Here is a 12,133-nt window from a genome sequence, read left to right on the forward strand (position 1 = left end):
CCCCCCCCCCCCCCCCCCCCCCCCCCCCCCCCCCCCCCCCCCCCCCCCCCCCCCCCCCCCCCCCCCCCCCCCCCCCCCCCCCCCCGCCCCCCCCCCCCCGCCCCCCCCCCCCCGCCCCCCCCCCCCCCCGCGCCCCCCCCCCCCCCCCCCCGGGGGGGGGGGGGGGGGGGGGGGGGGGGCGCGGCTCTACAGATGAAGCTTCAAGCGCTCTCGTGCGCGGCCACCGCGTCCATCACCCGCGCCGAATACACCAGCGCAGCACCGGCATTGAGCGACACCGCCACACCGAGCGCCTCGGCGATTTCCTCGCGGCTGGCGCCGTGCTTCAGCGCGGCATCCACGTGCACGGTGATGCAACCGTCGCAGCGGGTGGTGACCGCCACCGCCAGCGCGATCAGCTCGCGGGTCTTCGCATCGAGGTGGTTGGTCTGGGCACCGGCATTGGCCAGCGTGGCGTAGCCCTTCACCGTATCCGGCGAGAGCTTGCCGATCTCGCCGATGCGGCCCTTCAGTTCCTTGCGATAGGCATTCCAGTCGAGCATGGGGTGACTCCTGTGAAAGGAGCCCCACGCTACCACCGGGAATGTTGCGCCGATGCCTGCACTGGCGCGCCACACCGTTGCAGCCACACAGGGTCGTGCCGGCCGCTGGCCGGCCCCCTTGTTCAGCGGTTGCGCAGCGCGTGCACCGCCGGTGCCACCTGGGCCTGACGGCCCAGCTCCAGGCCGACCTGGTCCAGTGCATCGGCCAGCGCGGCGGCATCATCATCGCGCAACGTGGCGTGACCGACCTTGCGACCTTCGCGCGACTCCTTGCCGTAGTCGTGCCAATGGCCGCTGGCCTGGCCCAGCACCGGCGCCGGGTCGGGCATCGCGCCCAGCCAGTTCAGCATGCAGGCATGGCCGAGCATGCGGGTGCTGCCCAGCGGCAGGCCCAGCACGGCACGCAGGTGGTTCTCGAACTGCGAGGTCTCGCTGCCTTCGATGGTCCAGTGGCCGGAGTTGTGCACGCGCGGCGCCATCTCGTTGGCCAGCAGTTCGCCATCGCGGCAGAACAGCTCCAGGGCGAACACGCCGACGTACTGCAGGTGCTCGGCAACGCGGCGGGCATAGCCGATCGCGGCCTGCCGCTCGGCATCGGACAGCACGGCCGGGGCCACGCTGGCCGACAGCACGCCGTCGACATGCCAGTTGCCGGTGACCGGCCAGGCCTCGAAGCTGCCATCGCGGCCACGCACGGCGACCACGCTGACCTCGCGCTGGAACGCCACGAAGCCTTCCAGGATCAGGCCGGTACGCTCGACCTGCGCACCCAGTGCATCCCACGCGGCGTCGATGTCGGCCTCGCTGCGCAGGCGGAACTGGCCCTTGCCGTCGTAACCCAGGCGGCGGGTCTTGAGGATGCACGGCAGGCCGAACTCGGCCGCCTTCGCAGCCAGCTCGTCACGGCTGCGGATATCGGCAAAGGCCGGCAGCGGGATGCCCAACTGCTGGAACAGGGTCTTCTCGCTCAACCGGTCCTGGGCCACCGCCAGCGCGGCCGGCGGCGGATAGACCGGCACGCGGTCGGCCAGGAACTGCGCGCTGTCAGCGGGCACGTTCTCGAAATCGAAGGTGACCACGTCGACCTTGGCAGCGAACTCCGCCAGCGCCTGGCGGTCGTCGAAGGCACCGACGGTGAGCGGCGCCAGCGGGCCGCTGCAGGCGTCGGCCGCCGGGTCGTACAACTGGAAGCGCAGCCCCAGCGGCGCACCGGCCAGGACCATCATGCGGGCGAGCTGGCCGCCGCCCAGGATGCCGACGGTCAGGCTCATTGGCGCGGATCGTCGTGGGCCATCACGTCTTCGGTCTGGCGTGCACGGAAGGCGTCAAGCGCCTGGCCGATCGCCGGCTGGTCGCTGGCCAGCATCGCGGCGGCGAACAGCGCGGCGTTGGACGCGCCGGCATTGCCGATGGCGAAGGTGGCGACCGGGATGCCGGCCGGCATCTGCACGATCGACAGCAGCGAGTCCATGCCGTTGAGGGCCTTGGACTGCACCGGCACGCCCAGCACCGGCACCGCGGTCTTGGCGGCGATCATGCCCGGCAGGTGGGCGGCCCCGCCGGCACCGGCGATGATCGCGCGCAGGCCACGCGGGCCCGCCTGCTCGGCGTAACTGAACAACACATCCGGCGTCCGATGCGCGGACACCACCTTCACTTCGAACGGAACACCCAGGGCTTCAAGCTTCTGGGCGGCGTGCTGCATGGTTTCCCAGTCGGAACGGGAACCCATGACGATGCCGACAAGCGGCGCGATCGGGTTGGGGGTCATTGGCCGTCACCTGCCTTAAAGACGTATTCTAGCCATCTTCCACGCAAGACGAAGAACCATGGATCGCAAGCTGCTCGACCTGCTGGTGTCGCCGGACACCCGCCAGCCCCTGTCCCTGCTGGATGGCAAGGGCCTGGAAGCCCTCAACAAGGCCATTTCCGCCGGTGCGGTGAACAAGGCCGATGGCAACCCGCTGGCGCAGCCGCTGCGCGAAGCGCTGGTCACCCGTGACCGCAAGCAGGTCTTCCGCGTCGACGACGGCATTCCGGTGCTGCTGGCCGAGGAAGCCATTCCCACCGCCCAGATCACCGACTTCCCGGCCGCATGAGCGCGCTGCCGACGCCGGATGCGGCCGTTGTCGCCGCCGATGTCGCGCGTGCGCTGGCCGAGGACCTGGGCAGCGGCGACGTCACCGCTGCGCTGCTGCCCGACCAGGCCGACAGCGCTTACCTGCTGTGCAAGCAGGACGGAGTGATCGCCGGCCGCCCCTGGTTCGACGCCACTCACCGCGCGCTCGACCCGGACGTGCGCATCGAATGGCGCGTCTCCGAAGGTGACGCGGTCACCGCCGGCACCGTGCTGGCCCTGCTGCACGGCCGCAGCCGCAGCCTGGTCAGTGCCGAGCGCACCTCGCTGAACTTCCTGCAGACGCTGTCTGGCACCGCCACCACCACGGCCCGCTACGTGGCCGCCGTGGCCGGTACCGGTACGCGCATCCTCGACACCCGCAAGACCCTGCCCGGCCTGCGCCTGGCACAGAAGTACGCCGTGCGCTGTGGCGGCGGCGAGAACCACCGCTTCGGTCTGTACGACACGGTGATGCTGAAGGAAAACCACGTCCGTGCCGCCGGTTCGCTGGCCGCGGCCGTGGCCGCCGCACGCCGGCAATGGCCTGGGCTGCCGCTGGTGGTCGAGGTTGAGGATCTGGCGCAGCTGCGCCAGGCACTGGAAACCGGTTGCGAACGCATCCTGCTGGATGACTTCAGCCCCGACCTGCGCCGCGAGGCGGTGCGCATCACGGCGGGCCGCATCCCGCTGGAGGTCTCCGGCAGCGTGGGACTGGGGGGCCTGCGCTCGATCGCCGAAGACGGCGTGGACTGCATCTCCATCGGTGGCCTGACCAAGCACGTGCAGGCCATCGATCTGTCGCTGAAGCTGGGCCCGCCGCCGGGTTGAGGCCTACGTGACCTTGTAGAGCCGAGCCCACGCTCGGCTGCCTCTCGATCTGCAGCGAGCCCCGCACGCGATGAGCCGAGCACAGGCTCGGCTCTACAGGATCCGGGGCACCTTCACGGCTCGGCTACGCCAGCCTCTGCGACGCTGCGGCCATCCCCCACAGGAGCCGCGCATGCGCCGGATGCTCTTGCCTGCCTGCCTGCTGCTGGCCGCGGCGCCGCTGTCCGCGGCGGCCGCCGAAGCCTGCGATGTGCCACCGCGCTTCGGCCTCAGCCCCTTGGCCGTGGCCATCCGCAACACCGCCTGCAACGAGCACCGGTTGTGGTTCCGGCCCTTCATCGATCGTGATGGCCGCGCCGCCAGCCTCAGCGTCACCGAGGCCGAAAGCGATCACCTGGCCGACAATGGACTGATCGCCTGGCAGCGCGTGGCCGGCTACTGGCGCAACAGCGGCACGCTCAATGCGATGGGCAGCATCGCGGGGGCCAGCAGCTGCCTGGCCCCGTTGGGCACGCGCTACACCGACAGTGACTGCCGGGCGTTCCTGATCGACAACCCTTGGTCGGCTGCCTTCATTTCCTGGGTGATGGTGCGCGCCGGTGTTCCGGGCTTCAACACCTCGCCACGCCATATCGACTACATCCGCGCGGCCTACCAGGGCGGCCCATCGGGCGTACCTTACCGGCTGGTCGACCCCGCCACCGCCAAGCCCGCGCCCGGCGACCTGCTGTGCTTCCTGCGTGACCGCAGTACCACGCTCAGCTACAGCGGGCTGGTACAGGCGCTGGGCAATGGCTCGGTGGGCCACTGGAAATCGCATTGCGAAGTGGTGGTGGCGGCCAACCTCGGCGGCGACCAGACGCTGTACCTGGTGGGTGGCAACGTGATGAACACGGTGGCGATGCGGTTGCTGCAGCTTGATCGTACCGGGTTGATCAAACTGCCACCGGCGCGCGAACGCAACAGCACGGGCATTGACCCCAGCTGCACCCCGGGGCGTGAGGAAGAATGCAGTTTCAACCGCCAGGACTGGGCCGCCCTGCTGCAGCTGACTGCAACCTCACCGCTGGTGATGCCCTCGCCCACTGCCGCGCCGATACAACCCACGCCGGTGTCGCAACCGACCAGCGCGCCCGCACAGCCGGTGACGGACGAACCCCGACCGACACGCTGATGCCGGCGCTTGATCCAGCGCGCGTTCGCCGCCATCTTTGCGGGATCGACCTCTGACGGCTGACGCCATGCCCACCCTGCTGCTGTTGCTGATTGCCGGCGGAATCATCTACTTCTTCTGGAACGCTGCGCGTTCGGCCGCCGAGCGCGCCGTCGAGCTGGGTCGCAACGCCTGCCGCGCCGCCGATGTGCAATGGCTGGACCAGGCGGTGCACGCCACCGGCCTGCGCCTGTCGCGCGGCGAAGATGGCCGGCTCGGCTTCGAGCGCACCTTCAAGTTCGAGTATTCCTACGATGGCATCGACCGCCATGTCGGTCGCATGGTGCTGCGTGGCGACCAGCTGATCTCGTTCACCGGCCCGGGGGCGGCGCGGATCAGCCAGATCCGGCCGGATGTGGAGGATGCCGAGGATGTGTAGGGGCTTGGGGTGCCGACCAACGGTCGGCACGCACCGGTGAATCCTGCAAAGAAAAACGCCGCCCATCGGGGCGGCGTCGGAAACATCATTTGACGACGCGCAGGTTCGGGCGTCCCTTGGGCGGCGGACTGGCCGGCGGCGTATCGTCCGGCGGCGTACCTTCATCGTGCAGCAGTTCATCGCTGGTCGGAGCGGTATCGTTGCCCGGAATATCGTCCGGCAGCGCCATTCCCTGCCCGGTCTCGCGCGCGTAGACGGCCAGCACGGCGCTGATCGGTACCTGCACCGGATAGCTGGTGCCGGAGAAGCGCGCCGAGAAGCTCACCATCTCGTTGTCGATCATCAGCCGTACGACGGCACGTTCGGCGATGTTGAGCACGACCCGGCCATCCTTGACCGCCGAAGGCGGGACCTGCACGCCGGGAACGCCGGCGTCGACCAGGATGTGCGGGGTCAGCTGGTTGTCGTTGATCCATTCCACCAGCGCCCGCAGCAGGTACGGGCGGTGGCTGGTCATGTGGAAGAAGTCTTCGGTCATGCGTGAAGTGTACGCGCCCGGCGCCCCGCCGGGGCGGATCGCCTGCACGCCGGTCGGCGTGCAGACGGGTAACGCATGCCAGGATCAGACCGGCAGATCGCGCAGTTTCTTTTCCTGCTCGGTCAGGCTGCGGACGAAGCCGGGGTGGCGGAAGATGCGGTTGCCATAATCCTCGATCGCCTTGCCGTCCTTCGGCAGCGGTACATCCAGCGACTGCAGGCGCCAGATGATCGGCGCCATCGCGCAGTCGGCCAGGCTCATTTCCGGGTTGAGGAAGAATTTGCTGGCCTTGAACAGCGGCAGCGAGGCGGTCAGCAGTTCCTTCAGGCGCTTGCGCCCGGCCTCGGCCTGGGTCTTGTTGCCCAGCTGGATGGCCTGCACCTGCGGCACCCAGTCGTGCTCGATGCGCAGCATCGCCAGGCGGATGCGCGCGCGCGAGAGCGGATCGACCGGCATCAGTGGCGGATGCGGATAACGCTCATCCAGGTACTCGCTGACCACCGATGCGGCGTACAGCACCAGCTCGCGCTCGACCAGGGTCGGCACCGAATGGTACGGATTGAGGTCGATCAGGTCTTCAGGCGGGTTCTGCGGATCGACCGGAACGAAGTCGAACGTGACCCCCTTGGCCGCCAGCACCAAGCGTACACGGTGGCACAGTACATCGTCGTTCGAGGAAAACAGCGTCAGTGTATTGCGCATGCGTACGCTCGCCGCCATCAAAGGCTCTCCCACGACAGGAGACCGCCTGCCGCATCGGCGCCGCCGGCACCGTGCCAGCGATCGACTCCTCCCCGAGTGTGCAACCGACCATCACAAAAGCCAATAGGCCCGTGCGATGGCCGGCGGCAGAATCAGTGAACGTCCTTCCAGTATTCCTTCTTCAGCAGGTACAGCAGGAAGGTCAGCAGGGCCAGGAACAGGATCACCCACACGCCCAGCTGCTGGCGCTTGAGCGCGGCCGGTTCACCGGCGTATTCGAGGAAGTTGGTGATGTCCCGCACGGCCTGATCGTACTGGCCGGCATCGACCGACCCGGGCGTTTCGATTTTCAGGCCGGTCACCGGCGGGTCCATGCCGGGCGCTTCCGCCTTGCCGTGCACCGCATGCTGCAGGCCCTGCATCTCCCACAGCGGGTTGGGCATGGACGCGTTGGCGAACAGCGCGTTGTTCCAGCCCAGCGGCCGGCTGCTGTCCAGGTAGAACGACTTGAGGTAGGTGTAGACCCAGTCGCTGCCGCGTACGCGCGAAATCAGGCTGAGGTCCGGGGGCATCTTGCCGAACCACTTCTCGGCGTTCTCCTTGGGCATCGCCACCGGGATCGGGTCACCGATCGCCGAGCCGGTGAAGTTGAGGTTGTTCATCACCTCCTCTTCGGTCAGGCCCAGGTCCTGCGCCATCCGCGAATAGCGCAGGTACTTCAGCGCGTGGCAGCCGGAGCAATAGTTCATGTAGAGCTGCGCGCCGCGCTGCAGCGAGGCCCGGTCACCCAGGTCGTTGCCGGCCTGCAGCAGCTTGGTGCCACCTTCGGCGGCGGAGGCCAGGAAACTGCCCAGCATCAGGGCGGCCATCAGGGCCAGCCGGACCATCCAGCGATCAGTCATGGGTGGTCACCCTCTCCGGTACCGGCTTGGTCTTGTCCAACCGTGTCCATAGCGGCATGGTGATGAAGAACGCGAAGTACAGGAAGGTCAGCACCCGCCCGATGTAGGTCTCGTGCACGTCGGTGCCCGGACCGGAGCCGATCACGCCCAGCCACACGAAGCACACCGCCAGCACGCCCAGCATCACCTTCGAGATCCAGCCGCGGTAGCGCACCGACTTCACCCGCGCCTTGTCCAGCCACGGCACCAGGAACAGGATCGCGATGGCCGAGAACATCACCAGCACGCCGCCCAGCTTGTTCGGCACCACCCGCAACATCGCGTAGTACGGCGTGTAGTACCAGACTGGCTTGATGTGTTCCGGGGTCACCAAGCGGTTGGCCTCGGTGAAGTTGTCGTGCTCCAGGAACAGGCCACCGAAACCGGGCGCGAAGAAGATGATGAAGGCGGCGATGATCAGCAGGAAGCCGGCGCCGACGCCATCCTTGAGCGTGTAGTACGGGTGGAACGGAATGCCGTCGGCCGGCGCGTTCGGCGACCAGCGGTTGCCCTTCGGCCCCTTCTTGATCTCCACGCCATCGGGATTGTTCGAACCCACTTCGTGCAGCGCGCCCAGGTGCAGTACCACCAGCAGCAACAGCACCAGCGGCAATGCGATGACATGCAGCGCGAAGAAGCGGTTGAGCGTGGCGTCACTGGGCAGGTAATCGCCCATGATCCATTCGGTCAGTCCGTTGCCGATCACCGGTATCGCGCCGAACAGCGAGATGATCACCTTGGCGCCCCAGAACGACATCTGGCCCCACGGCAGCACGTAGCCCATGAAGGCTTCGGCCATCAGCACCAGGTAGATCAGCATGCCCAGGATCCACACCAGTTCGCGCGGCTTCTGGTAACTGCCGTACAGCAGGCCGCGGAACATGTGCAGGTAGACCACGATGAAGAACAGCGAGGCCCCGGTGGAGTGCATGTAGCGGATCAGCCAGCCCCACTCCACGTCCCGCATGATGTATTCGATGGAACCGAACGCCTCGGCGGCGTTGGTCTTGTAGTGCATCGTCAGGAAGATGCCGGTGACGATCTGGTTGACCAGCACCAGCAGCGCCAGCGAACCGAAGTAGTACCAGATGTTGAAGTTCTTCGGCGCATAGTACTCGCTGACGTGCTTGCGGTAGACCGGGATCAGGCCGGGCGCGCGGGCGTTGACCCAGTCGGCCACGCCGCTGGCGGTACGGCTGAGGATATTGGCCATCAGGCTGCCCCCTGCGGATCGACACCGATGATGATGGTGTTGTCGTCCTGGTAGTGGTGCGCGGGCACCTTCAGGTTGATCGGCGCCGGCACGTCCTTGAAGACGCGGCCGGACATGTCGAAGCGCGACTTGTGGCAGGGGCAGAAGTAGCCGCCCTTCCACTGCGGGTCGTAGGGTTCAGGCCGGATCTCGGCGACCATTTCCGGCGAGCAGCCCAGGTGCGTGCACAGGCCGACCAGCACGGAGATGTCCGGCTTGATCGAGCGCAGCTCGGGATTCTGCTTGAGCACGTAGTCCGGCTGCTGGTCCTTCTCGCCGGACTCGGGGTCCTTGAGACGGCCATCCAGCCCGTGCAACGCTTCGAGGATCGCCTTGGACCGTTTGACGATCCAGATCGGCTGGCCACGCCATTCCACGATCAGGCGTTGGCCTTCCTGCAGGGCGCTGATGTCGGCCACCACCGGTGCGCCGGCAAGCTTGGCGCGGGCACTGGGGTTCCAGGATTTTATGAAAGGAACTGCGGTGAATCCGACGCCGACGGCGCCCACCACGGCTGTGGTGGCAGAAAGAAAACGCCGACGTCCGGTGTTGACTGGATCGTGTACCCCATCGTTGGCCATCCGGCACTCCGATATTGATTAGGTAGCTTTAAGGCTGCCAGCGGATCCGGTGGGGGCCAGAGCCGCATTGAATCTTGGGCGAGTGTAGCGGAACCGTCGCGCGCCACACAACGCACTGCAACAACATTGAATTACGGGGTTGCCGGCCAGCGGCCGGCACTACCGGCTGCTTGCCGCTTCGCTCGCCAGGCATGGCCCGGCGCTATTGCTTGCTCAATGCGGTGCGGTAACGTTCGGCCAGCTGCCCGACCCGGCGCACGTAGTACTGCGTCTCGCTGTAGGGCGGCACGCCGCCGTGGCGGTCGACCGCGCCCTCGCCTGCGTTGTAGCCGGCCGCGGCCAGGGTCAGGTCGCCATTGAAGCGCTTCAGCAACCACGCAAGATACTGCACGCCGCCGCGGATGTTCTGCCCGGCGTCGTAGGAATCACTGACCCCGAAGCGCGCGGCGGTCGGCGGCATCAGCTGCATCAGGCCCTGTGCACCGGCACGGCTGAGCGCGGTCGGATTGTAGGCCGACTCGGCATGGATGATGGCGCGCACCACCGCCTCTTCCACGCCGAACTCGCGCGCAGCCGACGTGATCTCGGCCTGGAAGGCCGAGGTGTTCAGCCGCACCGTGCCGAAGTCCACGCGCGGGTTGACCCCGCAGGCGTAGCAGCGCTCGATGAAGCTGTAGCGGATGGTCCGCACCGGGCCAAGATTGGCCACTTGCCTCGGGCGCGCACTGGTGTAGTGCCGCACGCCGTCCTTCATGAAGGAATAGACCTGGCCACTGACCATGCGCCCGGCACGCGAGGGCGTCGGTGCGGCGACGGGGGCTGGCGCAGCCGGCGTCGGTGCGACCTGGGGGGGCGCAGCGGCGCTGGCCGCCACGGCAACCGGATTGCGTTCGATGCTGGCCACGGTGGTCGGCGCAGGCTTCGGTGCAGCCACCACCGCGCGCGGCGCCGGGCGGGTATCGCGGCTATAGCTGATGGTGCTGCAGCGCGCGCCGGCCACCCGCTTGCTCACATAACTGGTGACGCCGTCAGCGCCCTGGCACTTGTACAGGGTTCCAGCGCTGGCCGGCGCAGCGGTCAGCGCAGCGATGATGATCGCCGTTGTCCCCAGTATCCCCTTCATGGCGGCGAGTGTCCCAGCTTCGCCGGGGCTTGCCAAGCGATGTGGCTCAGCCTGTGACCGGCGGCACAGCCAGCAGCTGGCCGAGGCCCGCCAGGCGCTGTGCCAGTTCGTCGCGCAGGCCTGGCGGGGTGGTCCAAAGCGCCACCGGTATGCGGTCCAGGCTGAGGATCTGCGCCAGCATCATGCCGCGGCTCTCGGCCCCCATCCGCAGCAGGCAGTGGTCGGAGCCATCCGCTTCCAGTACGCCACACCACGGCGGGATGCGGCCTTCCAGCTCGGAATGGCTGCCGGCCAGGCGGAGGATGGCCTGCAGCGCGAACGGCGCCTGGCTGACCGCCTGCCGCACCATCACGTCCGGAGGCGCCGGCGTGCGCCGATGCAGGCCTGGCTCGGTGCACTCGCGCACCGCGCCCATCCGGTCCACGCGCAGGGTGCGCCAGTCCTGGCGCCCCAGGTCCCAGGCCAACAGGTACCAGCGCCGTCCATAGTTGACCAGGTGCTGCGCCTCGACCTCGCGCTGGGTAACCGCGTCCTGCGCGCTGCGGTACTCGAAGGCCAGCCGCGAGGCCTGCCGGCAGTGCTGGGCCAGCCGGCCGAGCAGGCGTGCATCTGTGGCGGGCAGATCGGACAGGGTGGCGGTGGCCGCATGCACTTCGCCTGCCTGCTGTCGACGGCGGGTGGGCACCAGCGGGTCGAGCTTGGACAGCAGGCCGCGCGCGGTGTCATCGATGCCGGCGACAGTGGCCGAGGCCGCACGCAGGGCAATGGCCAGCGTGGTGGCTTCCTCCTCGTCCAGCAGCATCGGCAGCACCGGCGCACCGGCCCCGAGCTGATAGCCGCCGCCGACCCCGGCCGAGGCCTGCACCGGGTAGCCGAGTTCGCGCAGGCGCTCGATATCGCGGCGGATGCTGCGCCGGTCCACGCCCATGCGTTCGGCCAGTTCGGCCCCCGACCACTGGCGACGGGCCTGCAGCAGGGCGATCAGGCGCAGCAGGCGATGGGCGGTATGGCGCATGAAGGATCGAGGACAGAAGTCGTCCGCAATAGTGCCCCAGGATGAGCGCCAGTTCACCACCCACCGCAAGGAGCACTGCCATGACCTCACGCCAGATCACCCTGTACCACGCTGCCCGTTCGCGCTCGAGCGGCGCGGTGGCCCTGCTCGAAGCACTCGGTGCCGACTACCGCATGCAGGTGCTGGACCTGAAGGCCGGCGCCAACCTGGCCCCGGCCTACCTGGCGATCAACCCGATGGGCAAGGTGCCGGCCATCGTCCACAACGGTGCGCTGGTGACCGAACAGGTGGCGATCTACCTGTATCTGGCCGACCTGTACCCGGAAGCGGGGCTGGCGCCGCCGATCGGTGATGCCCTGCGCGGCCCCTACCTGCGCTGGATGGCGTTCTATGGCGCCTGTTTCGAGCCGGCGATGATCGACAAGGCGATGCATCGCGAGCCGCCTCCGCGCCTGATGTCGCCCTACAACGACGCCGAGACGGTGCTGCAGGTGATCGAGGCCCAGCTGGCGCAGGGCCCGTACCTGCTCGGCGAGACCATGAGCGCCGCCGACGTGCTGTGGGGCAATGCGCTGGCCTGGACCACCGCCTTCGGCCTGGTGCAGCCGGCGCCGGCAACGGCCGACTACATCGCCCGGATGAGCGCGATGACCGCCTTCGACCGGTCGCGGCAGATCGATGCGGAGCTGGCGGCGGCGTAAGCAGCGCCCCCTTGTAGAGGCGCGGGCCCCCCCCGCGGGGTCCGCCCCGTGGCCAACGCCTGCGCGGGGTGGGGGGGGGGCTCAGTGCTGGGCCCCGCGGGGCTGGGGGGCGGGGGTTTTAACGCGGGGCCCGCCCCGGCTGGGGGTTGTATTTTCCCGCTTTCCGGCCCCCCCAAGGGTTAATCCCGCCTCGCGGGGC

15 protein-coding genes are annotated in these 12,133 nt (G+C 68.4%); 5 read left to right on the top strand and 10 right to left on the bottom strand.

The window, feature by feature from the left end; translation table 11 throughout:
- Positions 1-200 precede the first annotated feature (200 nt).
- The 3 genes from QRO91_RS19535 to purE form a co-directional block, all read right to left on the bottom strand.
- Positions 201-542, bottom strand: a complete 342-nt coding sequence (locus QRO91_RS19535) for a carboxymuconolactone decarboxylase family protein (RefSeq protein ID WP_004152082.1) — start codon at positions 540-542, stop codon at positions 201-203.
- Positions 543-664: 122 nt separating this feature from the next.
- A complete protein-coding gene (locus tag QRO91_RS19540) occupies positions 665-1,813 on the bottom strand; it encodes a 5-(carboxyamino)imidazole ribonucleotide synthase (protein WP_049432564.1) in 1,149 nt (382 codons plus the stop codon).
- Positions 1,810-2,313: a 5-(carboxyamino)imidazole ribonucleotide mutase gene (purE, locus tag QRO91_RS19545; protein WP_005412808.1), complete on the bottom strand. Its 504-nt coding sequence runs from the start codon at positions 2,311-2,313 to the stop codon at positions 1,810-1,812. The genes QRO91_RS19540 and purE overlap by 4 nt, the downstream gene beginning before the upstream one ends.
- Before the next feature lie 58 nt (positions 2,314-2,371).
- Here purE and QRO91_RS19550 point away from each other — a divergent pair, with 58 nt between their 5' ends.
- The 4 genes from QRO91_RS19550 to QRO91_RS19565 all read left to right on the top strand — a co-directional run bounded on the left by QRO91_RS19550 (position 2,372) and on the right by QRO91_RS19565 (position 5,081).
- The gene (locus QRO91_RS19550; protein WP_049432560.1) at positions 2,372-2,641 is read left to right on the top strand and encodes a Trm112 family protein; all 270 of its coding nucleotides are present in this window, start codon (positions 2,372-2,374) and stop codon (positions 2,639-2,641) included.
- Complete coding sequence (gene nadC / locus QRO91_RS19555; protein ID WP_197650666.1) at positions 2,638-3,489, top strand: carboxylating nicotinate-nucleotide diphosphorylase; 852 nt, start codon at positions 2,638-2,640, stop codon at positions 3,487-3,489. Before QRO91_RS19550 ends, nadC begins: the two co-directional genes overlap by 4 nt.
- 172 nt (positions 3,490-3,661) lie before the next feature.
- On the top strand, positions 3,662-4,663 hold the full coding sequence (locus QRO91_RS19560; protein WP_049432554.1) for a DUF2272 domain-containing protein: 1,002 nt from the start codon (positions 3,662-3,664) through the stop codon (positions 4,661-4,663).
- 67 nt (positions 4,664-4,730) lie between these two features.
- On the top strand, positions 4,731-5,081 hold the full coding sequence (locus tag QRO91_RS19565) for a DUF3301 domain-containing protein (RefSeq protein ID WP_005415950.1): 351 nt from the start codon (positions 4,731-4,733) through the stop codon (positions 5,079-5,081).
- A gap of 85 nt (positions 5,082-5,166) precedes the next feature.
- Here QRO91_RS19565 and QRO91_RS19570 read toward each other — a convergent pair whose 3' ends face one another.
- From QRO91_RS19570 to QRO91_RS19600, 7 genes are all read right to left on the bottom strand, one after another.
- Positions 5,167-5,619, bottom strand: a complete 453-nt coding sequence (locus QRO91_RS19570; protein ID WP_049432553.1) for a ClpXP protease specificity-enhancing factor — start codon at positions 5,617-5,619, stop codon at positions 5,167-5,169.
- Between the two features lie 84 nt (positions 5,620-5,703).
- Entirely contained in the window at positions 5,704-6,339 is a 636-nt protein-coding gene (locus tag QRO91_RS19575; protein WP_005415948.1) for a glutathione S-transferase N-terminal domain-containing protein, read from the bottom strand.
- A gap of 134 nt (positions 6,340-6,473) precedes the next feature.
- Positions 6,474-7,223, bottom strand: coding sequence for a cytochrome c1 (locus tag QRO91_RS19580; RefSeq protein ID WP_049432549.1), 750 nt, complete (start codon positions 7,221-7,223; stop codon positions 6,474-6,476).
- Positions 7,216-8,475: a cytochrome bc complex cytochrome b subunit gene (locus tag QRO91_RS19585; protein WP_197650665.1), complete on the bottom strand. Its 1,260-nt coding sequence runs from the start codon at positions 8,473-8,475 to the stop codon at positions 7,216-7,218. Before QRO91_RS19585 ends, QRO91_RS19580 begins: the two co-directional genes overlap by 8 nt.
- The gene (gene petA / locus QRO91_RS19590; RefSeq protein WP_049432544.1) at positions 8,475-9,095 is read right to left on the bottom strand and encodes a ubiquinol-cytochrome c reductase iron-sulfur subunit; all 621 of its coding nucleotides are present in this window, start codon (positions 9,093-9,095) and stop codon (positions 8,475-8,477) included. The genes QRO91_RS19585 and petA overlap by 1 nt, the downstream gene beginning before the upstream one ends.
- Before the next feature lie 202 nt (positions 9,096-9,297).
- On the bottom strand, positions 9,298-10,218 hold the full coding sequence (locus tag QRO91_RS19595; protein ID WP_049432541.1) for a lytic transglycosylase domain-containing protein: 921 nt from the start codon (positions 10,216-10,218) through the stop codon (positions 9,298-9,300).
- 46 nt (positions 10,219-10,264) lie between these two features.
- Positions 10,265-11,233: a YafY family protein gene (locus QRO91_RS19600; RefSeq protein WP_100443627.1), complete on the bottom strand. Its 969-nt coding sequence runs from the start codon at positions 11,231-11,233 to the stop codon at positions 10,265-10,267.
- Between the two features lie 80 nt (positions 11,234-11,313).
- Between QRO91_RS19600 and QRO91_RS19605 the strand changes: the two genes are divergently transcribed.
- A complete protein-coding gene (locus QRO91_RS19605; protein WP_012510589.1) occupies positions 11,314-11,934 on the top strand; it encodes a glutathione S-transferase family protein in 621 nt (206 codons plus the stop codon).
- Positions 11,935-12,133 lie beyond the last annotated feature (199 nt).

It is taken from the genome of Stenotrophomonas maltophilia group sp. Smal32 (assembly GCF_030237085.1).
GTDB classification, from domain to species: Bacteria; Pseudomonadota; Gammaproteobacteria; order Xanthomonadales; family Xanthomonadaceae; genus Stenotrophomonas; species Stenotrophomonas maltophilia_Q.